This is a genomic window from Streptomyces sp. NPDC007157 (genome assembly GCF_040634235.1).
Classification (GTDB): domain Bacteria; phylum Actinomycetota; class Actinomycetes; order Streptomycetales; family Streptomycetaceae; genus Streptomyces.
This window is the reverse complement of record NZ_JBEYFE010000014.1, coordinates 33,813-55,173: the sequence shown is the minus strand read 5'-3', so window position 1 is coordinate 55,173 and position 21,361 is coordinate 33,813. Positions and strand designations below refer to the sequence as shown.

Sequence of the window (21,361 nt, the reverse complement as noted above, 5' to 3'; positions counted from 1 at the left end):
CCGGGAAGACCCTGGCCGCCGGGCCCGGACCGCCTTCTAGAATCTCCGGCACCGGAGCCGTACTCCCGAAGGAACCCGATGACCAGCGTCGAAGAACCGGCACAGACCAACGGGCGGATCCGTGACGCCGCCCGCACCCAGGCCGAGATCCTCGACGTGGCCACGCAGGAGTTCGCCCGGGCCGGCTACGACGGTGCCCGCGTCGACGAGATCGCGGCCCGTACCCGCACCACGAAGCGGATGATCTACTACTACTTCGGCGGCAAGGAACAGCTGTTCACGGCGGTCCTGGAGCGGGCGTACGGCGTGATCCGGGAGGCCGAGCAGCAGCTGGACGTAGAGCATCTGGACCCGGTCGCGGCGATCCGCCGGCTCGCCGAGCTGACCTTCGACCACCACGAGCAGCACCCGGACTTCATCCGCCTGGTCAGCATCGAGAACATCCACGGCGCCGAGCACATCGCGGCCTCCGAGAAGCTCGGCAGGATCGGCTCACCGGCCCTGGAGGTGATCCGCCGGATCCTGGGCCAGGGCCAGGAGTCCGGCCTGTTCACGGCCGACGTCGACGCGGTCGACCTGCACGCGATGATCAGCTCGTTCTGTTTCTTCCGGGTCGCGAACCGGGCCACCTTCGGCGCTCTCTTCGGCCGCGACCTGGTGGACCCGGCGCGGCGCGCGCACTACCGGACCATGCTCGGCGACATGGTGATCGCCTACCTCACCGCGGAGCGCGCGGCGGACTGACCCCCGCGGCGGAGCGGCGGGCCGACCGCCGCGGGCGGGGAAGCCGCACGACCTCTTGACAGCGGGGAAACGCGAGCGCAACATCCCTACCCATCGCGACTAACTATCCAGTGGGTTAATTAGCACGGTCCGCTGGGTCCGCCGACCCGTCATCCCTGGGAACCGGCCCTCTCCCCCGCCGCTCTCTCCGCCTACGTCGGAGTTCTCCGAAGGAGCACCGCCGTGTCCGTCCCCGCCCCGCCCGCCGCCACCGCCGTACCACCCGGCGGCCAGCCGAAGAAGGCCGCTCTGGCCGCCTGGATCGGCAGCGCCCTGGAGTACTACGACTTCTTCGTCTACGGCAGCGCGGCCGCGCTGATCTTCCCGAAGGTCTTCTTCGACGAGTCGGACCCGGCCACCGCCACCCTGCTCTCTCTGGCCACCTTCGGTGTCGCCTACGCGGCCCGTCCGGTCGGCGCCCTGTTCCTCGGCCACTTCGGGGACCGGATCGGCCGTAAGAAGGTCATGCTCTTCACGCTGCTGCTGATGGGCCTGTCGACGTTCCTGATCGGCTGTCTGCCGACGCGCGCCGAGGTGGGCGGCCTGGCCCCGGTGCTGCTGGTGCTGTGCCGGGTGCTGCAGGGCATCTCGGCCGCCGGCGAGCAGGCCAGCGCCAGCTCCATGAGTCTGGAGCACGCGCCGCCGGACCGGCGTGGTTTCTTCACCAGTTTCACCCTGAGCGGCACCCAGGGCGGTCAGTTGATCGCCACCCTCGTCTTCATCCCGGTCTCCCAACTGCCCGAGGACCAACTGCTGTCCTGGGGCTGGCGGGTGCCGTTCTGGCTGAGCGCCGCGGTGGCGGTGGCCGGCTGGTTCATCCGCCGCACGGTCCAGGAGACGCCGGCCTTCGCGCGGCAGGCGGCGACCGACGGTGTCGTCCGGCTGCCGCTGGTGACGCTGCTGCGGCACCACTGGGCGGACGTCCTGCGGGTGATCGGAGGCGCGCTGATCGCCTCGGTCAGCACGATCTTCACGGTGTGGGCGCTGGCGTACGCGACGAGCGACCCGGTCGGGATGTCGAAGACCTCGATGCTGTGGGTGAGCGCGCTGGCGAACCTGGTGGCGCTGGGCGCGATCCCGGCATGGGCGACGCTGTCGGACCGGATCGGCCGGCGGCCGGTGTACCTGATCGGCGCGGCGGGCAGCGCGGCGGCGATGTCCGGCTACCTGTGGGCGATCTCCACCGGCTCCTACCCGCTGATCCTGGTCCTCGGTGTCGTGGCCTTCGGTGTCGTCTACAGCGCGGCGAACGGGGTCTGGCCGTCCTTCTACGGCGAGATGTTCCCGACCCGGGTACGGCTGTCCGGCATGGCGATCGGCACCCAGATCGGATTCGCGGTGGCCGGGTTCGCGGTGACCTTCGCGGCGCAGATCGCGGGTCCGGGCGGGGACGACTGGTCGGCGGTGGCGCTGTTCACGGCGGCGCTGTGCGTGCCCCCGGTCATCGCCGCCCTCTCCGCGCGCGAAACCTGCAAGCTGGCCACGGAGGACCTCGGCACACGCATCCCCCGGGAGGCGTCCCGCCCGGAGACGGTCACGGCCTGAGCCTCTTCGCGGGTGCCCCGGAGACGGTCACGGCCTGAGCCCCTTCGCGGGCGCGAGGGCAGGCGTACGTCCGCCCGGACCGGTGTCCGGGCGGACCGTGGCCGTCAGCCTTCGGCGGCCTGCCGGATCAGCGGCTCGAACTCCCGCCGCACATAGGCGTCGAACGGCTCCGACAGCGCGCCGTCGATCACCCGCCGCACCTGGTGACCTGCCGCGAACTCCTTGATCCGGGCGCGGGATTCGGGCCCCACTCCGCCACCGATGATCAGCACCTCGAACTCCCCGGTCGCCAACAGCTTCCGGGCCTCGTCGTCGGTGCTCACCCCCTCCGCGTCGAAGCCGTCCGCACGCAGTGTGGCCAGCACGGCCGTCACCCTGGCGGGCGTCCTCCCGAGTACCAGTGTCCTCATAGCCGTTCCCCTCCCGTACATCGGCGTCAGCGCACTCGACTCTAGAACCTCAACCGGACTTGAGATCAAGCGTTCCCTCTCGGAAGGGCGACGGCGATTTGGTCCCGCGCCGTTCACACCCTGGACATGAGTGATGACCTGCAGGGATGCCGTCCGGTGCGATCGTGTGAACAGGGGCCGCCGAGCATGCTCCGCAGCGCGCGCGTGTGCCTTCTCCCGGTCGGTCCGGCACCGTGTCCGACACCCTTGAGCAACGGCGGGGAACCGATGAAACCGAGCAGCACCGACCGTCCCGAACAGGTCGTCACCGAAGGCGACGCCGATACCGCGGCCGGGGTCAGGCCGCTGCTCGACACCCCGCAGACGGCCGCTGCGGGCATCGCGATGTGGATCTTCGTCGTCGGCCCGCTGATCGGCCTGGTCGTCGCGGTGCCGTTGGTGTGGGGACGGGGCCTGTCCGCGCTGGACGTCGCCATGGCCGTGGTCGCCTACCTGGTGTCCGGCTTCGGTCTCACGGTCGGCTATCACCGCCTCTTCACGCACCGCTCGTTCAAGGCAAAGCGGGGTCTGCGCATCGCCCTGGCCGTCGCGGGCTCGCTGGGGGTCGAGGGTTCGCCGGTGCAGTGGGTGGCCAACCACCGCCGCCACCACGCCTTCGCCGACCGCGAGGGCGACCCGCACTCCCCCTGGCGCTTCGGCACCGACACGCGCGCACTGCTCAAGGGGCTGCTGCACGCGCACATCGGCTGGATGCTCAAGCGGGAACTGAGCAACCGGGCCAGGTTCGCCCCCGACATCGCCGCCGATCGCGACCTGCGGCTCGTCGGCCGGCTCTTCGGGCCGCTGACCGTCGTGTCACTGCTGGCTCCCGCGCTGGTCGGCGGGCTCGTCACCGGCACCTGGACCGGGGCGCTGACCGGGTTCTTCTGGGCCGGTGTGATGCGGATGGCGCTGCTGCACCATGTCACCTGGTCGGTGAACTCGGTCTGTCACGTCGCGGGCAGGCGCCCCTTCGCCAGCCGGGACAAGGCGACCAACTTCTGGCCGCTCGCGCTGCTGTCCTTCGGCGAGAGCTGGCACAACTCGCACCACGCCGACCCCACGGGGGCGCGCCACGGTGTGCTGCCCGGCCAGATCGACCCGTCGGCCCGCCTGATCCGGATGTTCGAGAAGCTGGGCTGGGCCCACGACGTCCGCTGGCCGAGCGCGGACCGTCTCGGCGCCCGCCTGCTGCCCGAACCGGCCGCCCAGCAGGAGTCCGCGGCCTGACGCCCGGCGGCGAGGACCCCGCCCACGGCGAAACCGCCGCGGGCGGGGTCTTCGGGCATGACCTGGAGGATGCGAACGGGCAGGTGGCCCGGGCAACGCGTGACTCAGCCGGACACCAGGAGCTCCGTCCACTCCTTCGCCACCCGTTCCAGCGAGAAGCCCTCCCGTACCTGGCCGCGGGCCGTTTCGCCGGCCGACCGCCAGTCATCCTGCTCGCCCAGTCCGGCGATCGACTCGGCCATCGCCTCCGGGGTGTCGTGGATCCAGCGCCGGTCGTAGATCTCGTCCGCACCCGGCCACGGCAGCAGCGCGGGTACGGCACCGGAGGCCATGCCCTCGGCCGGGGCGAGGTGGAAGCTCTCGTCGTCGCTGGTGGAGAGCACATGGCCGACGCGGCGCAGCCAGTTCGGCACGTCCGGCCCGAACTGGTCGAAGACGACGGCCCCTTCGAGCAGCGGCGAGGTCTGCATGCGGCGCAGGATCGCCTCGTAGTGAGCGCGTTCCTCCGGCTTGTTCCAGATCCACCAGTACTCCCACGGCGGCTTGGACTTGACCGAGAGGTGCCAGCGCCGGTCGTGGGCGCGCAGTACCTCCAGGACGTCGAGGCCGAGGTCGAGGCGTTTGCGGCTGGGCGCGATGCCGATCATGCCGAGCCGGTGCCGGGCACCGGGCGCCTTGGGCCGGTCGAGCTGGTCGACGTCGACCCAGTTGCCGATCGTGGTGATCTTCGAGGCGGGCCAGCCGGTCCGCTCCCGGGTGCTGCGGGCGTAGTAGGGGCTGACGCAGACCACGCGGTCGACGGCGTCGATGTCGACCTGCTGCGGGTAGCCGGCGTCGAGCTCGAAGCGGTGCAGGCGGACGATCAGCCTGCTGCCGCGCCGCTTGTGACGGCTGTACCAGACCGCCGCCGGGCCGCACCACTCGACGACCACCACATCGGCCCAGTCGGCGAGTTCACGGCTCGCGGCCGGGTCGTGCCGGGCGAGCGCGGGCCAGGCGTCGACGCGCACGTCGAGGCCGGGCAGGGCGCGGAAGTGGTCGAGCAGCCGGGTGAGGAACTTCAGGTCGTGGCCGGCCACCCCGATCCGCAGCGGGCGCCCGCGGCCGGCGACGGCGGCGGGGGCTTTGGGGAAGGCGCCGTCGAGGTGGGCGCGCCAGCGGGCGGCCGCGGCCTCCATGGTGTACTGCCGGGCCGCGGCCGCACACCGGTCGGCCGCGAGGTGCCTGGCCTCGGTGTCGCGTACGGCGACGGTGACCGCTTCCACCGCGTCCGCGAGGGTCGCGTCGCCGGGCACGAACAGCGGGTAGTCGGTGCCGAGCAGCGCCTCGTGCGCGGGGGTGCGGTTGAGGACGACGGGCAGGCCGAGGGAGCCGAACTCCAGCACCTTGGTGGAGAGTTCGAGGCTGGCGTCGAGAGAGGAGTCGCGCCAGCCGAGGCCGAGGTCGCAGTCGGCCGCGATGCGCATGGCCTCCTCGCGGGGCACGCCGCCGTGGTGGACGACCTCGGGGGTGGTGCGCAGCGCCTCGGCCATGGCGGTGTCGAAGCCGGGATGGGCGGCATCCTTGTGGATCTTGTCGCCGACGGCGTGGAGTTCGGCCCGGATGCCGCGCTCGGCGAGCCGCGCGGGCAGCCGGGTCATGGGCAGGGTGTTCCAGCGGGGCGCGAACTTGCCGGTGTAGACGAGGCGTACGGGATCGTGCAGTCCGTCGCGCTGCGGGACCGGGAGGCCGGGTTCGGGCACCGCGGGCGGGCAGAGCACGGCCCGGCCGCAGGCCTCCGGCACCCAGGCCTCCAGGAAGCACCGCAACTCCTCGGTCTGGCACAGGAGTTGCCGGGAGGCGTTGGCGATGCGGGCGAGGTCGACGCGGTCCTGTTCGGTCATCTCGGCCGGGGACTGCGGGATGTCGGTGAGGTAGGCCCAGACGCGTCCGTGGAAGTGACCGTCGCCGACGATCTGCTTCACCAGCCGGCGGCCGCGCAGCACCAGCAGGTCGCAGGGCTCCTCCTCGTCGAGGCGAGTGAGCAACTGCGAGGCCTGGTAGGGGGACAGGGGGTGCGCGCCCTGGCCGGGGACGAGGTGTTCCTCGTACGGGCGGACCACGGTGACCCCGGGCAGTCCGGCCAGCGGGTCGGTCAGCCGGCCGGTCTCCACGGGGGCCTTGAGGACGAGCCGGGTCCGGCAGCCCGCGCGGGACAGCGCCTGTACCGTCGACTGGGCCCAGACGGCGGAACCGTCGATGAGGTTGAGGTCCACGTCGCCGTAGACGAGCGCCCTGAGGGTGCGGGTCATGACGGCTCCTTTCCACGCACGGCGAACAGGCGGTGCCCGGCCCGCGACCAGGTGTCCGGTGGGGTGCCGGTGTCAAGCAGCGACCGGCGCACGAGCAGCGGTTTCAGGGTCGGTACGAAGGCGTAGTCGTCGGCGGCGGGGGTGTGTCCCACCGCGTCGGCGCCCGAGAACTCCTGGGCGCAGAGAAGGTCGAGCAGCAGGGTGTCGGGGCGGTCCTCGGTCAGGTCCGTCCAGTCGGCGACCCAGGGTGCGGTGGGCGGTCCGGAGTGCACGGTGACGGAGGCGGCGGTGAGTTCGCCGAGGTCGAGCCCTGCCGGGTCGGCGACGACGACCTCGGTCGGCCGGTGCAGCTGGCCGAGCGTCTGGGCGACGAGCCGGGCGACGTCGGTGGCGTCCCGGGGGGCGGCCAGTACGGCGACCCGGCGCTCGGCCGTCGGGGCGGGGGCGCCGGCCAGTGCGGCGAGGCGGGCCAGCCGTACCCGCGTGCTGTCCTGCTGGAAGACGTCCCGGAGCCGGTCGCGGCCGTCGGTGACCGGGTCGAGGCGGGACAGCGCGGTCCCGGTGTCGCCGTCGAGGACGGCGTCCCAGGGCAGTTGGGACAGGCCCGGTGCCAAGGACGCGGGGCCGTCCCGCCACAGCACCGCCGCCCGGCCCAGTCCCCGCGCCTGGCTGATCAGTTCGGCGAGGCGGCGGTCCAGGTCGGGGGCGTGTCCGGTGCCGGTGAGCGTCCAGGGGCCGGCCTCGGCGGTGCAGGCGCCGAGCTGGACGAGGAAGACGTCCGGGTCGGTGCGCTCGACCAGCAGCCGGCCGTCGTGCGGCAGCACCCGGCTGACGACGGCGTCGGCCGCGAAGTCGGCGGCGGTACGGTCGGTCAGCACGCCGGTGATCACCAGCCGGTCGCGGGGTGCCACGGACAGCGCGCGGTGGGAGAGGTAGAAGCGGTCGTCGGCGGCTGCCTCCGGTGCCGGGGCGGCGCTCGCGGCCCGCGTGGGCCGCCCCTTGACCTTCCGCTGCCGCCACAGCCCGTACAGCTCTCCGGGCAGCCTGGCCGCGCCCCGCTTGGGTGAACGGGCCGCCGACACCAGTGCCTTGCCGACCCGCAGTGAGGTGGAGCCCTCCAGCATGGCCACGCGGGCCTCCAGCACGCCGGTCCGCTCCCGGGCCCCGCGCAGGGCGGAGGTGAGCTGGTCCTTGTCCCGCAGGGCGGCTGCCAGCCGTTCGGCCAGGCCGTCCTCGCGGCCGTTCTCCAGGGCGCGGGCGGTCTCCTCGGCCGCCCGCTCCAGGTCGATCAGGCGGGCCCGCTGGGAGCGGGAGACGAAGTCGGCGAGCACGTACTCGTCGGCGATCCGGAGGGCCGTGGCGAACCCGTCGGCCGGCAGCGGATGGCCGAACCAGTCGTGCGGCGGCAGGATTTCCTCGGTACAGGCGAAGACCGCGCCGGCGTGCAGATGCGTGTAGCCGAGCGCGGCGGCGTGCAGCACCTGGCAGCGGTGGGCCACCAGGGCGTCGAGGAGGCGGTGGTAGGGCAGGTCGGTGCCGGGGTGGCCGAAGACGATCAGGCCGCGGCCGCCGGGCCGCATCCGTTCCAGTGCGGCGAGACAGTCCGCCTCGTCGCCGTGCAGGGCGGCGTCGGGGCCGTAGCAGAGGAGCATCAACTCGCCCTCGCCGACCGGCTGTTCGTGCCGGGTCGAGTCGACGCCCGGCGGCAGGTGCAGATAGGGGTCGAGACGCAGGCCGCCGCTCGTCGCGTCCACGACCGAGGTCACGTCGTCCAGGTGCGGGTGGAGCAGATCGGTCAGGCGCATCAGCGGGTCCTTGTGAAGACATGGAAGCCGACCCGGTTCTCGCGGAAGCCGTAGGGCCGGAAGAGGGAGTGGCTCAGGCCCAGGGGCTCGAGTTCCTTGCGGTAGGCGGCGATCGGCCGGTGCACGATGTAGTCGCCGCGCGGCACGGGCTCGTCGATGTGCTCGTCGGTGACGATCAGCCGGCCGGTGATCCGGACCAGCGAGGCGAGGTTGCGCAGGCCGGCCGCCCACTCCGCGTCGTCCAGGACGTGGAAGAGGACGTCCACGCACATCACCACGTCGTAGAGCCAGGGGCTGCGCCACTCGTCGAGGGCGGCCAGGGCGTAGCGGGGTCCGCCGCCCTCGGCCCGGGCCTGGGTGACGGCCTCCTCGCTGGCGTCGAAGGCGTCCACGTGGTGGCCGCAGCGGGCCAGGGCGCGGGCGAAGTGCCCCTTGCCGCAGCCGGCGTCGAGCACGAACAGCGGGGCCGCCGGGCTCGACAGGTCGCCGATCAGGGTGAGGAGCTGGCCGAGCCGTACCGCGTAGAAGATCTCGTTGCCGGGCCGGTCCAGGCCGATGTGGCCGCCGGAGGCGAGGTCGTCGCGTTCGCGGTGCCGGGTGTCCCAGTAGGTGCGGACGGTGTGCCCGAGGGGGCGGGGACCGTCGGGGCGGGTGCGGGTGGCGTCAGTCATGGCGCTCCAGCCACTCGGTGAGGACGCGGGCGATGCGGGGGCCGGCCTTGCCGTCCCACAGCGGCGGGCCTTCGGGGTCGGCCGCCGGCGGTCCGTCCAGGACCTTGCGCAGGGCGGGCACCAGTTCGCCGTGGCTCACCAGCCGGTTGGTGCCGTGGGTGACGGTGACCGGGCGTTCGGTCGTGGTGCGCAGCGTCAGGCAGGGGACGCCCAGCACGGTGGTCTCCTCCTGGACCCCGCCGGAGTCGGTGATCACGGCGGCGGCGCCCCGGACCAGGCCCATGAACTCGACGTAGCCGAGCGGTTCGAGCAGATGGATACCGGGCGCGTCGGCGAGGCCCGCCTTGCGCAGCGCCTCCCGGCCGCGCGGGTGCAGGGGTACGGCGAGGTCGAGGTGGCCGGCCGCCTCGGTCAGGGCGCGGGCGGCGGCCGCGGCGGCCTCGGGGTCGTCGACGTTGGCCGGCCGGTGCAGGGTGACCACGCCGTACCGCTCGGGCAGCGCGTGGGCGGCGCGGGCGGCGGCCGGGTCGAAATGGTCCAGATGGGTGAGCAGGGTGTCGATCATCGGGTTTCCGACGAGGTGCGTCCGGCCCGGGTCGACGCCCTCGCGGGCCAGGTGTCCGACGGCTTCCGGGCTGGTCGCGAAGAGCAGCTCGGCCAGCTGGTCGACCAGGCGCCGGTTGACCTCCTCCGGCATCGCCATGTCGAAGCTGCGCAGGCCCGCCTCGACATGGGCCACCGGGATGCCCAGCTTGGCGGCGGCCAGGGCCGCCGCCAGGGTGGAGTTCACGTCGCCGTACACGACGACCAGGGCCGGGGCGCGGGCCAGCAGCTCGCCCTCCAGCGCCACCAGCAGGTCGGCGGTCTGCCGGGCCTGGCTGCCCGAGCCGACGCCCAGATCGGTGTCCGGGGCGGGCAGGCCCAGCTCCCGGAAGAAGATGTGCGACATCCGTTCGTCGTAGTGCTGACCCGTGTGCACCAGGACCTGGTCGTGCCCGGTCGCACGCAGGGCGGCGACGACGGGCGCGGCCTTCACGAAGTTCGGCCTGGTCCCTACGACATGGAGTACGCGGCCGTTCATGTCGTACGTTCTCCGCTCTGTCGGCCTACCTTGACGACATGGCCCGACTTCTGTTCCGTCCCATGCCGCGCCGTGTTTTCTGGATCCCCCGTGCACTCAGCTTGGCCGCATCCGTCGCATGGGGCGAGTTGCGCAACGATCCCGCGCGGGCCGCACTGCTCGGCCTCCGGCTGCTGCCGGCGCGGGTGCGGCGCGGGCTGCGGCCGGTCGAGCGGCGGCTCGCCGCCCGGGCCCGTTCGGCCGGGCCGACCGCCGCGCCGTCCGCGGCCCGGATCCCGGCGTCCGCCGGGCGGCCGGTGCGGCCCGAACCGGGCCGGGTGCTCCATCTGGTCACCAACGGGCTGCCGTTCAAGCACGCCGGTTACACCGTGCGCACCCAGGCCCTCGCCGAGGCCCAGCGGGCCGCCGGCCTCGATCCGCACGTGGTGACCCGGATCGGGTTCCCGGTGGCGCAGGGCGTCCTGGACGCCCGCCCGCTGCAGATCGTGAACGGGGTGCCGCAGCACCGGCTGCTGCCGCTGAACCTGCCCTACGGGCAGGGCCCGGTGCTGGCCCGCAACGCCGAGCTGGCCGGGCGCCTGGTGGAGCGGCTGCGGCCCGCCGTGCTGCACGCGGCCACCGACCACGGCAACGGACGGGTGGCGCTGGCCCTGCGGGAGACCTACGGGCTGCCGGTGGTCTACGAGGTGCGCGGGTTCCTGGAGGAGACCTGGCTGACCCAGACGGCGGGCCGCACTCCGGACGACCCGACCTACCGTGCCCGGCGCGCCCTGGAGACGTACTGCATGCGCCAGGCCGACCGGGTGCTGACCCTGGGCGCGGCGATGAAGGCCGAGATCGTGTCCCGCGGGGTGCCCGAGGAACGGGTCCTGATCGTGCCCAACGCGGTGGACGACGCCTTCCTCGCCCCGCCGCCGGACGGGGCGGAACTGCGGGCCCGGCTCGGCATCGCGGCGGACGACTATGTGGTCGGCACCGTCAGCACCCTTACTCCACACGAGGGAATCGGCACCTTGCTCCATGCGGGTGCCGAGCTGCGCCGCCGGGGGGTTCCGCTGCGGCTGCTGATCGTCGGTGACGGACCCGAGCGCGGGGCGCTGGAGGCGCTGGCCGACCGGCTGGGGCTCGGCGCCGGCGTCGCGCTGTTCACCGGTCGCGTCCCGCACCACCAAGTGCGCTCCTACCACGCGGTTCTGGACGTTTTCGCGGTGCCGCGCACCGATGAACGGGTCTGCCGACTGGTCACCCCGCTCAAGCCGGTCGAAGCGATGGCGAGCGGTCTTCCCGTGGCGGCCAGTGATCTCACAGCCCTACGCGAACTGGTCGAACCGGACGTCAACGGACAGCTGATCGCTGCTGAATCACCACATGCTTGGGCAGAAGCTCTCGAAGTATTGCTCTACAGTCGAAAACGGCGGCATGAATGGGGAGCATCCGCCCGCGCTCTGGTAGCGCGTGATCGCACCTGGAAGAGGGTCGCTGCCACGACCCGAGACGCGTATCGCGCTCTTGGATGTGTCTGAGGCCCCCGTCGCCCGGAATCGCACCGTCCGGGCCCTTCGGATCCATACGGCGTCTGCCGTTGAGGGCGGAGAATCCCTATGCAGGTCGAAAAGGCCGTACCGCTCGGGGAATTGAGCGAATCGCTCGGGGACGCAGAACGGACCGACGGCTTCGAACTGGCCGTCATCGGGCTCGGCTACGTCGGACTTCCGCTCGCGCGGGAGGCGTCGCTGGTCGGGCTGAGAGTAGCGGGGCTCGACCTCGACCCACGGGTCGTGGAGGGCCTCAACGCCGGACACTCCCATGTCGACGACGTCTCCGACGACGACGTCGCCCGCATGCGGCAGGCCGGCTTCACCGCGTACACGGACGACGCCTGTCTGGCCCGTGCGCAGACGATCGTGATCTGTGTGCCGACCCCGCTCAGCGAGGACGGCGGTCCCGATCTGGGCGCGGTGACCTCCGCGGCGCGGGCGGTGGCGCGCAGGCTGGGCCGCGGGCGGCTCGTCGTCCTCGAATCCACGACCTATCCGGGCACCACCGAAGAGGTGGTGAAGCCGATCCTGGAGGAGTCCGGGCTACGGGTCGGCGACGACTTCTCGCTGGCGTTCTCACCGGAGCGCATCGACCCCGGCAACACCACCCACGGGCTGCGCGAGACCCCGAAGGTGGTGGGCGGCTGCACCCCGGCGTGCGCGGCCCGGGCGGCCGCCTTCTACGGCAAGCTCGTCGACACCGTCGTACAGGCCAAGGGCACCCGGGAAGCCGAGATGGCCAAGCTCCTGGAGAACACCTACCGGCACGTCAACATCGCCCTGGTCAACGAACTGGCCATCCTGTGCCAGGAGTTGCGCGTCGACGTATGGGACGCGATCCGCTGCGCCGGTACCAAGCCGTTCGGCTTCCAGGCCTTCCGGCCGAGCGCCGGGGTGGGCGGCCACTGCATCCCGATCGACCCCAACTACCTGTCCTACAAGGTGCGTTCGATCGGCTATGAGTTCCGGTTCGTGGAACTCGCCCGGGAGATCAACGCGCACATGCCGGAGTACGTCGTCCGGCGCGCACAGGATCTGCTCAACCACGAGGGCCGCGCCCTGCACGGCTCCCGGGTGCTGCTGCTCGGCGTCACCTACAAGCCGGACGTCGCCGACCGGCGCGAGGCACCGGCGGTGCCGGTGGCCCGGCTGCTGCGGGCCCGGGAGGCCGAGATCGCCTTCCACGACCCGTTCGTGCCCGCCTGGTTCGTGGACGGGGAGGCCGTTCCGCGCGTCACCGACGTCATGGCCGCCGTGCGCTCGCACGACCTGACGATCCTGCTCCAGGACCACTCCGCCTACGACCTGCCGGCCATCGGCGACGAGGCCCGGCTGCTCTTCGACACCCGCGGGCGGATCTTCCGGCCCGGCGTCGAGGTGCTGTAGGCGACCTCGGCGGCAACTCCCTTCCGCCGCCCGGAGTCCGAGGGCTCCGGGCGGCGGGGTTGAAAGGCGCTCAGATGCGGATACTCGTCGTCACCGTCGTCCACCACCCGGAGGACGCGCGCATACTGCACCGGCAGATCACCGCGCTCCGGGACCGCGGCCACCATGTCGTGTACGCGGCGCCGTTCTCGGCCCGTGAGGTGCGCCCCCGCGCCGACCTCGAAGGCATCGACCTGCCCCGGGCGGCGGGCCGCAGCCGCCGGGCGGCGGTGGGCGCGGCCCGCGCCCTGCTCGCCGACCGCGGCCACGAGGCGGACGTGATCCTCCTCCACGACCCGGAACTGCTCCTGGCCCTGCCCGGCACCCTGCGCCGCTGGCGGCGGTCCGGGGCGGCGCCGGTGGTCGTCTGGGACGTCCACGAGGACACCGCCGCCGCGCTCACCATGAAACGCTGGATACCCCGGCCCTTGCGGCCTCCGCTGCGGCTCGCCGTGCGGGCGGCCGAGCGGCTGGCGGAACGCCATCTGCGGCTGCTGCTCGCCGAGGACGCCTACCAGGAGCGGTTCCGCCGCGCCCACCCGGTGGTGCCCAACTTCACGACGGCACCGGTGCAGGCGCCCGAACCGCCGGGCAGCGAACGGGTCGTCTACGTCGGTCACCTGTCCCGGGCGCGCGGCGCGCTGGACCTGATCGAGACCGCCCGGCACCTGGGGCCCGGCCTGCGCGTCGAGGTGGCCGGCGCGGCCGACCCGGACGTCCGGGAGGCGCTGGCGGCCGCCGACCGGGACGGCGTGCTGCGCTGGCACGGCTTCCTGCCCAACGACCGCGCCCTCGCACTGCTCACGGGCGCCCTGGCCGGCCTCTCCCTCCTGCACGACCAGCCCAACTACCGTCATTCACGGCCCACCAAGGTCGTCGAGTACATGGCCCACGGCGTCCCCGTAGTCACCACGCCGACCCCGCTGGCGGCCGACATGGTCGAGCGGCACGGCTGCGGCCTGGTCGTCCCGTACGAGGATCCGCGCGCGGCGGCGGAGGCGATACGGCTGCTGAGCACCGACCCGATACTGCGTCACACCGCGGCCCAGCGCGGCCGCGAGGCGGCCGTGACGCACTTCAACTGGCCCGACAAGGCGGCCGAGTTCACGAACACGCTGGAGAGCTGGGTGCGGGAGGAGACCGGCGCCGGGCGCACGGGTGACGAGGCCGGTACGAGGCGACCTCGTCTCCGCCCAACCGAAAACCCGTCACCCGGTCCCAGGCCGCGTCCTGGACGGGTCGGCTGAACTCGTCATCCATCGCGGCGAGTTCGGTGGTGGCTGCATCGAGGTCGGCGAGGCGGCGCCGGACGGTACGGGCGGCAGGCACTCCCGGCTACGCGTTGGACCAGCCCCGCTCACAGAGCACGAGCCGGTATCCGTCCGGGTCCTCGACGGTGACGCCCCACCGGTTCCAGTACGGGTTCGGTGACGGCACCCGCTGGCCGCCGTGCTCCTCCAGCCGGGCGACCAGGTCGTCCGGCACCGGGCCGTCGACGTAGACCACCAGCAGGTCCTCCTCGGTGGGCCGCGGTTCGACCGGCCGGGCCGGTTCATGGACCAGTTCCAGATGCCAGCCGGCGTCCGGCCAGCCCAGCATCAGCAGGTCGTGCTCGCCGGGTTCCGGTCCGCCCTCGGCCCGCCACACCACACCCAGGCCCAGCCCGCGCACCCAGAAGCGCTCGGCCGCGGCGAGATCCCGGGAGGGCCGGGCTACGCGGATGTGACTGCGGCCGTTGACGGGCATGGTGACCTCTTCCTGAGCTGCCGTTCCCTGCTCAGCAGCCTAGGCATCCGCCCCCGTGTGCGGCCATCGGCCGATCGACCTCGATCACAGGTCCTAGGCCCGGCCCCGGGATCCGCTCAGGCGCGCGGAATGCCGTACGCCCGCTCCACGCGCAGCCGCAGCACCACCCGGCGGTCGCGGACCATCGCGGCACGGTAGTCGTCCCAGTCGGGGTGCTCACCGCGGATGTCGCGGTAGAGGCGGACGAGTTCCTCGACGGTCCCGTCGTACGGGTCCTCGGCGACCGGCGAGAGCTCGGCGGTGCCCTCGGCGACCGTGTACGCCCAGCGGTCGGGGCTGGTGACGTGGTACGAGGCACGCGGGTCACGGCGCAGGTTGCGGGTCTTGGCGCGGTCGTCCGTGATCGAGACCCGGACGGTCCGCTCGTCCGGGTAGTACGCGTGATTGACATTGGACAGCTGGGGACGGCCGTCGCTCCTGAGGGTGACCAGCACCCCGTCGTGGCCTTCGGCGAGCAGCTTCAGAAGAGCGTCCTGGGTCATGTCAGGGGAAACTTCGCCGGACCCGCACCGCATTCCCGCCGACCGGTTCGGCGGGGAGACCGCCCGCCGGGCCGGGTGTACCCGGAGTGCACACGGGAAGACGGGGGCATGTACACGGGGGTGCCCTGCCGGGGCCCGGGGCCGCGAAACCGCTGCTCGTACTGGCGTTCCCGGCCGCGCCCGGCGTGGCGGCCGCCTGCCCCTTACCCGACGCCCCTTCTATAGCGTCCGTCACACCACACGCGGATGAGCGGGTCGGTTCACCGCTTCCTGCGCAACGATGAGGTCCGAGGTCGGACCGCAACGCGGGACGACACGACCGGAGGAGAGCGATGGCACAGCTGCGACAGGAAGTCGACCCCAGTGAGGTCGGGCTGGACGTGAAGGCGTTGGACCGCCTCGACCAGCACTTCGCCCACTACGTCGACGAAGGGCGCCTGCCCGGCTACCTGGTGTCCGTGGCGCGCGGCGGCCGGATCGCCCACCTCACCACGCAGGGCCACCGTGACCGCGCGGCCGGACTGCCGGTCGAGCCGGACACCATCTGGCGGGTGTACTCGATGACCAAGCCGGTCACCGCGGTGGCGATACTGCTGCTGGTGGAGGACGGCCTGCTCTCCCTGGACGACCCGGTCGGCCGCCTGCTGCCGGAGTTCGCCGATCCCCGGGTGTACGTGAGCGGTTCGGGCGCGGACATGGTGACCCGGCCGGCCGACGGGCCGATCCTGATCCGGCACCTGCTCACCCACACCGCCGGACTGACCTTCGCGTTCTACCACTCGCACCCGGTGGACGCCCGCTACCGCGAGGCCGGCCTGGAGTTCTCGGTGCCGGCGGGCGCGGACCTCGCCGAGACGATGGAGGTGTACGCGCGGATGCCCCTCCAGTTCGAGCCGGGCACCCAGTGGAACTACTCCGTCGGCTTCAACGTGCTCAGCCGCGTCATCGAGGTGGTCTCCGGGCAGCGGCTCGACGAGTTCTTCGCGGACCGGATCTTCCGCCCGCTCGGCATGCCGGACGCGGGCCTGCACATCGTGCCCGAACAGGCCGACCGGCTCTCGGAGTTGTACGGCGAGACGGAGGACGGCGGCCTCGCGGCGATCCCCGGGCTGCCGTTGCGCGGCCGCCCCCGCCTCCTGTCCGGCAGCGGCGGCCTCGCGGCGACGGCGTACGACTACCACCGTTTCACGGAGATGCTGCGGCGGGGCGGCGAACTGGACGGCGTCCGGCTGCTCTCCCCCGCCTCGGTAGCCCTGCTGTCCAGCAACAACCTGCCCGGCGGCACCGATCTGCGCGCCTTCGGCGCCCCTCCCCACCAGGAGCCCGGCAACGACGGCCTCGGCTTCGGCCTGGGCGTCTCGGTGGTGATCGACCCCGACCGCACCCTCTCGCCGAGCAGCCCCGGCACCTACGGCTGGACCGGAGCGGCCACCACCGCCTTCTGGGTCGACCCGACACACGACCTCACCGTGCAGTTCCACACGCAGGTGCGCCCCAAGACCCTGAAGATCCTCCCGGAGCTGCGCCGGCTGGTCCACGAGACGATCCAGGACTAGGACGGTCCAGGACCAGGACGGACCAGGACCATCCCGGACCCGGACAGTCCGGGACCAAGGGGCGTCCCGTCAGACCAGGTTGGTCTCCGGCCGGGACGCGTCGGCCGCGAACCGGTCGGCACCGAGCGGGCCGACGTCCAGGAAGGGGGCGCGGCCCAGGTAGAGGTCGCGGATCACCTCGCCGACGGCCGGGCCCTGCAGGAAGCCGTGGCCGGAGAACCCGGTGGCGTACAGGAACCGGGAGACCGAAGTCGCCTCGCCGATCAGCGCGTTGTGGTCCGGGGTGTTCTCGTACAGGCCGGCCCAGCCGCCGGTGCGGCGCAGGTCGAGCAGGGCGGGCGCGCGCCGTTCCATCGCCGCGCACAGGCGCGGGATCCAGCGGTCGTGCGGGTCGGCGGCGAAGCCCGGCTGCTCGTCCGGGTCGGACATGCCGAGCAGCAGTCCGGGGCCCTCGGCGTGAAAGTACAGGCTGGTGGCGAAGTCGATGGTCATGGGGAGCGTCGGCGGCAGTCCCGGGACCGGTTCGGTGACCGCGATCTGGCGGCGCAGCGGCTGTACCGGCAGGTCGACGCCGACCATCGCGGCGACCGCCCTCGACCAGGCGCCGGCCGCGCAGACCACCGTCTCGGTGGCGATCCGGCCGAGGGTGGTGTGCACGGCGGTGAGCTGGGCGCCGTCCCGTTCGATGCCGGTGACCTCGGTGTGGCGCAGTACGCGGGCGCCGTGGGCGCGGGCGGCGGCCGCGTAGCCGTGCACGACGGACTCGGGGGTGCAGTGTCCGTCGTCCGGGGAGTACGCGGCGGCCAGCAGTCCGTCGGTGGCGATCAGCGGGGAGAGCCGGGCCGCCTCTTTCGGGGTGAGCATCCGGCTGGGCACACCGAGGTGGTTCTGGAGCCGGACGCCGGCCTCGAAGGAGGCGACCTCCTCGGGGGTGGACAGGAGGAAGAGGTAGCCGACGCGGCGCAGCCCGATGTCGTACCCGATCTCCTGCCCGAAGCGGGCGAAGGCCTCCAAGCTGCGCGCGCCCAGCTGGATGTTGAGCTCGTCGGAGAACTGGGCGCGCACCCCGCCGGCGGCCTTCGAGGTGGATCCGGCGGCGAGTTCGTCCCGTTCGACGAGGACTACATCACGGACACCCGCGCTCGCCAGGTGGTAGGCGATGCTGGTGCCCATCACCCCGCCGCCGATGATCACGACCTGGGCCCGAAGATTCACGCGTGCGCCTCCTGTCGGTCTCCCCTGTTCCTTCCCCAGGAGGGCACCCGGTACCTCAGGACCAGTGCGCCACCGCGTCCAGGTGGGGCAGCACGTGGTCGAGGCGCTCGCGCTTGGTCCGCAGGTAGGTGATGTTGTTCTCGCACGGCTCGATCAGCAGCGGGACCGTCTCGGCGACCTCGATGCCGTGGCGGACCAGGGACTCGCGTTTGCGCGGGTTGTTGGACATCAGGCGTACCGAACCCACCCCGAGGTCGCGCAGGATGCCGGCGGCGACGCCGTAGTCGCGGGCGTCGACGGGCAGACCGAGCGCGAGGTTGGCCTCGACCGTGTCCAGGCCCTCCGCCTGGAGCGCCATCGCGCGCAGCTTGCCGAGCAGTCCGATGCCGCGGCCCTCGTGCCCCCGCAAGTAGACGACGATGCCGCTGCCTTCGGCGACGACCGCGCGCAGGGCGGCGGCCAGCTGGTCGCCGCACTCGCAGTGCTGGGAGCCGAACGCGTCACCGGTGAGGCACTCCGAGTGCAGCCGGGTCAGTACCCGGTCGCTGTCGATGTCCCCGTAGACCAGGGCCACTTGCTCGTCACCGCGGTCGTGGTCCAGGTAGCCGATCGCCTGGAATTTACCGTAGACGGTGGGCAGCGGTGCATTGACGACGCGTTCCACGCCCGAACGCCGTGGGGACTTCTTGCCGAGTACGCCGATGTTCTCTGTCATGATCTGATTCCTAAGAGGAGACGAAAGGCCGTGAAAAAGATGAATGGTTCGGGCGCGCGTACGGCGGCATACGGCTTGTTGCCGACGGACACCACGGAAGAGGTACGGACCAGGGGGGCGGGCGTTTCAACTCAGGTCGCCGTCCTTCCCGTGGGGAGCTTCGAACAGCACGGTCCCTTCCTTCCGCTGGCGACGGACACGCTCGTCGCCTGTGCCGTCGCCCGGGAGATCGCCGACGCGTTCCCGGTGCACCTCCTTCCGCCGGTGACGGTCTCCTGCTCGCACGAGCACGCGGCCTGGCCGGGGACCGTCAGCATCTCCTCGGTGACCCTGCACGCAGTGGTCCGGGACATCGCGGAATCGTTGCACCGCTCGGGCGTCGGGGCACTGGTCGTGGTCAACGGCCACGGCGGCAACTACGTGCTGGGCAACGTCGTCCAGGAGGCGTCCGCGCGGGGCGAGCGGATGGCCCTGTACCCGGCCGCGGAGGACTGGGAGACAGCGCTTTCGCGGGCCGGGGTGGAGACCTCGGCGCTCACCGACATGCACGCGGGAGAAATCGAGACCTCGATTCTGCTGCACGCTCATCCCGAATTGGTCCGCCCTGGTCACGAGTCCGCCGATTTCACCGCTGACGACCGCCGCCATCTCCTCACCCTGGGAATGTCCGCTTATACCGAATCCGGCGTCATCGGCCGTCCCTCCCTGGGGTCGGCGGAAAAGGGGAAGGAACTCCTGGCGAGCCTCACCGATTCCTTCGGCGCGGTTTTCGAACTGCTCACCTCGGGGCGGGAGTAGCGCATCCCCGCGTACCAGCGGACGACCAGGACCACCAGCCCCGGCAGGGCCGCCACGAAGCTGAGGACGCCGTAGACGACGGCGGTGGCGAGCCCGCTGTCCGCGCCCAGGCCTGCCGCGGCGAACGCCCAGGCGGTGACGCCCTCCCGGGGGCCCCAGCCGCCGACGTTCAGCGGCAGGCCCATGGCGACCAGGGCGAGCACCGCGATCGGCGTCAGCGCGGCCACGGAGGCGGCGGAACCGGCGACCCGCGCGGCCACCACGAACATCCCGACGTGCCCGGCGAGGATGACCGCCGAGGACAGTGCGACGCCCGGCCCGTTCCGCCGTGACAGCAGCGCCCGGCGGGCCTCGGCGAGCGTCGCGCGCAGGGCGCCGCCACGCTTGCCCGGGCCCCTGTTCATGCGGACCGCGACCACGACCGCGCAGGCCCCCACCAGGCCGGCCGCCACCAACGGGGCGAAACTGCGCGCCTGGTCGCGGACCGGCGAGGGCAGGATCAGCAGCGCGCCCGCGCCGAACGCCGTCAACGCGATCTGCCCCGCGGCCCGTTCCAGCACGACCGCGCGGACCCCGCGCCCGATGTCGCCCTCGCTCTGCCCGTGCCTGACCGCCCGGTGCACATCACCGAGCACCCCGCCGGGCAGGGCCGCGTTGAGGAACAGCGCGCGGTAGTAGTCGCCGACGGCGGGCCCCAGCGGCAGCCGCAGGCCGAGGCTGCGGGCCACCAACTGCCAGCGCCAGGCGCTCAGTACGGTCGTGACCGCCCCGATCACCAGGCCGGCGACCAGCGTCGGGGTGTCGATGCGGCGCAGTCCGTCGACGAAGACGCCGGTGCCGAGCCGCCACAGCAGCACGGCGATGATGGCGACTCCGGCGACGGTGCCCAGGTGGGCGCGGACGGCACGGAAGGTCAGACGCCGGGGCGCGGTCACCGGGACGACGGGGGCGGTCTCGCGGACCAGGGTGGGGGTGGTCATGAGGTGCCTCCGGTCGGCCGGGCGAGCGCCAGCAGGTCGCTGTGGTGCAGGACCACCCGCAGTTCACCGGCGGCGCAGGCGGCGAGCCGCTCGGCCAGGTAGGCCTCGGCGCGCTCGGCCAGTTCGGGACGCTCCTCGACGGCCGCGCCGACCCAGCCGCGCAGCCACTGCTCGGTGAGCGCCTTCTCGTCGGGGCCGAGCCGCCAGGGGCTGGGGTTCACCTTCACGGTGGCGCCGCGGTCGGCGAAGGCCTCGCAGGCGGCGGTGACGGCGTCCGGGCCGAGCATCCCGCCGCGCCGCTGGTGGGCGTTGAAGGCCTCCGTCAGCTCCGCGTCCAGCGGGTGGGGGGTGTCGAACTCGACCCGTCCGGCGACCGAGAGGGTGAGCAGGGCGGGGCAGCCGGCCCCGGCGCAGGCCTCGGCGAGGGTGTCGACCTCCTCCCGGGTGAGCACGTCAAGGAGTGCGGAGGCGGTCACCAGCGAGGCGCCTATCAGCGCGTCGGGGGTGAGCCGGGCGACGTCACCCCGGCGGGTCTCCACCGTGACCCGGCTGCCGTCGGCGGCCACCCGGGGCGAGGCGACGGCGGCGAAGTGCAGGAGGTAGGGGTCGCGGTCGTGCAGGATCCAGTGCTGGGGGCCGTCCAGGCGGGGCGCCAGCCAGCGGCCCATGGAACCGGTGCCGCAGCCCAGGTCGTGCACGACCAGACCGCCCGCCTTGCCGGGCAGGTTGGCCAGCCGGATCCGCAGCGGGTCCAGCAGATCGTGTGACCGGGCGGCCGCGTCCGCGCTCTCCCGCAGCTCCAGCCACTCGGGCGCGTACCGCGGCGACTCCTCGGGCTCGCTCTCGCGCAGGCGTACGGTGGCCCGCTCGCCCAGGCGTACGACAGGTCCGGCCCCGGCTATGACCTCGGACCGCCCGGGCTCCCCGGAGGCTGCGGCATCCATGTGCTCTCGTCCCACCCCTGCATCGGTAACATCCCTGGGCCCGGGCT

Annotated in this window: 18 protein-coding genes and 1 pseudogene; 8 read left to right on the top strand and 11 right to left on the bottom strand. The window is 72.7% G+C overall.

The window, feature by feature from the left end; translation table 11 throughout:
• Nucleotides 1-78 precede the first annotated feature (78 nt).
• Both ABZ642_RS25005 and ABZ642_RS25000 read left to right on the top strand, forming a co-directional pair.
• A complete protein-coding gene (locus tag ABZ642_RS25005) occupies nt 79-744 on the top strand; it encodes a TetR/AcrR family transcriptional regulator (RefSeq protein ID WP_360488129.1) in 666 nt (221 codons plus the stop codon).
• 222 nt (nt 745-966) lie between these two features.
• Entirely contained in the window at nt 967-2,328 is a 1,362-nt protein-coding gene (locus ABZ642_RS25000) for an MFS transporter (RefSeq protein ID WP_360488126.1), read from the top strand.
• A 104-nt stretch (nt 2,329-2,432) separates the two neighbouring features.
• On the opposite strand, the gene ABZ642_RS24995 is transcribed toward ABZ642_RS25000, so the two are convergent.
• The gene (locus ABZ642_RS24995) at nt 2,433-2,738 is read right to left on the bottom strand and encodes a hypothetical protein (protein WP_360488123.1); all 306 of its coding nucleotides are present in this window, start codon (nt 2,736-2,738) and stop codon (nt 2,433-2,435) included.
• Between the two features lie 384 nt (nt 2,739-3,122).
• Between ABZ642_RS24995 and ABZ642_RS24990 the strand changes: the two genes are divergently transcribed.
• Complete coding sequence (locus ABZ642_RS24990) at nt 3,123-4,007, top strand: fatty acid desaturase (RefSeq protein WP_360488594.1); 885 nt, start codon at nt 3,123-3,125, stop codon at nt 4,005-4,007.
• Nucleotides 4,008-4,111: 104 nt separating this feature from the next.
• On the opposite strand, the gene ABZ642_RS24985 is transcribed toward ABZ642_RS24990, so the two are convergent.
• The 4 genes from ABZ642_RS24985 to wecB are packed head-to-tail and all read right to left on the bottom strand — an operon-like array spanning nt 4,112 to nt 9,855.
• Entirely contained in the window at nt 4,112-6,298 is a 2,187-nt protein-coding gene (locus ABZ642_RS24985) for a glycosyltransferase (RefSeq protein WP_360488120.1), read from the bottom strand.
• Nucleotides 6,295-8,103, bottom strand: coding sequence for a hypothetical protein (locus ABZ642_RS24980; protein WP_360488117.1), 1,809 nt, complete (start codon nt 8,101-8,103; stop codon nt 6,295-6,297). Before ABZ642_RS24980 ends, ABZ642_RS24985 begins: the two co-directional genes overlap by 4 nt.
• Nucleotides 8,103-8,774 (bottom strand): class I SAM-dependent methyltransferase, encoded by a 672-nt coding sequence (locus tag ABZ642_RS24975; protein WP_360488114.1) that lies wholly within the window; start codon nt 8,772-8,774, stop codon nt 8,103-8,105. Before ABZ642_RS24975 ends, ABZ642_RS24980 begins: the two co-directional genes overlap by 1 nt.
• Nucleotides 8,767-9,855 (bottom strand): UDP-N-acetylglucosamine 2-epimerase (non-hydrolyzing), encoded by a 1,089-nt coding sequence (gene wecB, locus ABZ642_RS24970; protein WP_360488111.1) that lies wholly within the window; start codon nt 9,853-9,855, stop codon nt 8,767-8,769. Before wecB ends, ABZ642_RS24975 begins: the two co-directional genes overlap by 8 nt.
• Before the next feature lie 101 nt (nt 9,856-9,956).
• On the opposite strand from wecB, the gene ABZ642_RS24965 reads away from it, so the two are divergent.
• The 3 genes from ABZ642_RS24965 (at nt 9,957) to ABZ642_RS24955 (ending at nt 14,065) form a co-directional block, all read left to right on the top strand.
• The gene (locus tag ABZ642_RS24965; RefSeq protein ID WP_360488108.1) at nt 9,957-11,378 is read left to right on the top strand and encodes a glycosyltransferase family 4 protein; all 1,422 of its coding nucleotides are present in this window, start codon (nt 9,957-9,959) and stop codon (nt 11,376-11,378) included.
• Nucleotides 11,379-11,456: 78 nt separating this feature from the next.
• Nucleotides 11,457-12,779 (top strand): nucleotide sugar dehydrogenase, encoded by a 1,323-nt coding sequence (locus ABZ642_RS24960; protein ID WP_360488105.1) that lies wholly within the window; start codon nt 11,457-11,459, stop codon nt 12,777-12,779.
• Nucleotides 12,780-12,853: 74 nt separating this feature from the next.
• A complete protein-coding gene (locus tag ABZ642_RS24955) occupies nt 12,854-14,065 on the top strand; it encodes a glycosyltransferase (protein WP_360488102.1) in 1,212 nt (403 codons plus the stop codon).
• Nucleotides 14,066-14,153: 88 nt separating this feature from the next.
• Here the strand turns inward: ABZ642_RS24955 and ABZ642_RS24950 are convergent, their stop codons facing one another.
• On the bottom strand, nt 14,154-14,564 hold the full coding sequence (locus ABZ642_RS24950; protein WP_360488099.1) for a VOC family protein: 411 nt from the start codon (nt 14,562-14,564) through the stop codon (nt 14,154-14,156).
• Nucleotides 14,565-14,680: 116 nt separating this feature from the next.
• Nucleotides 14,681-15,106 (bottom strand): PPOX class F420-dependent oxidoreductase, encoded by a 426-nt coding sequence (locus tag ABZ642_RS24945; RefSeq protein WP_360488096.1) that lies wholly within the window; start codon nt 15,104-15,106, stop codon nt 14,681-14,683.
• Nucleotides 15,107-15,438: 332 nt separating this feature from the next.
• On the opposite strand from ABZ642_RS24945, the gene ABZ642_RS24940 reads away from it, so the two are divergent.
• Nucleotides 15,439-16,662: a serine hydrolase domain-containing protein gene (locus ABZ642_RS24940; protein WP_360488093.1), complete on the top strand. Its 1,224-nt coding sequence runs from the start codon at nt 15,439-15,441 to the stop codon at nt 16,660-16,662.
• 69 nt (nt 16,663-16,731) lie between these two features.
• On the opposite strand, the gene ABZ642_RS24935 is transcribed toward ABZ642_RS24940, so the two are convergent.
• Nucleotides 16,732-17,877 (bottom strand): FAD-binding oxidoreductase, encoded by a 1,146-nt coding sequence (locus ABZ642_RS24935; RefSeq protein ID WP_360488090.1) that lies wholly within the window; start codon nt 17,875-17,877, stop codon nt 16,732-16,734.
• 55 nt (nt 17,878-17,932) lie between these two features.
• On the bottom strand, nt 17,933-18,592 hold the full coding sequence (ribA, locus tag ABZ642_RS24930) for a GTP cyclohydrolase II (protein ID WP_360488087.1): 660 nt from the start codon (nt 18,590-18,592) through the stop codon (nt 17,933-17,935).
• Nucleotides 18,593-18,631: 39 nt separating this feature from the next.
• On the opposite strand from ribA, the gene ABZ642_RS24925 reads away from it, so the two are divergent.
• Entirely contained in the window at nt 18,632-19,390 is a 759-nt protein-coding gene (locus ABZ642_RS24925; protein ID WP_360488592.1) for a creatininase family protein, read from the top strand.
• A gap of 98 nt (nt 19,391-19,488) precedes the next feature.
• On the opposite strand, the pseudogene ABZ642_RS24920 reads toward ABZ642_RS24925, so the two are convergent.
• Both ABZ642_RS24920 and ABZ642_RS24915 read right to left on the bottom strand, forming a co-directional pair.
• Nucleotides 19,489-20,370, bottom strand: a pseudogene (locus tag ABZ642_RS24920) (lysylphosphatidylglycerol synthase transmembrane domain-containing protein); the annotation flags it as partial.
• Complete coding sequence (locus tag ABZ642_RS24915) at nt 20,367-21,314, bottom strand: class I SAM-dependent methyltransferase (protein ID WP_360488084.1); 948 nt, start codon at nt 21,312-21,314, stop codon at nt 20,367-20,369. The pseudogene ABZ642_RS24920 and the gene ABZ642_RS24915, both read right to left, overlap by 4 nt.
• Nucleotides 21,315-21,361 lie beyond the last annotated feature (47 nt).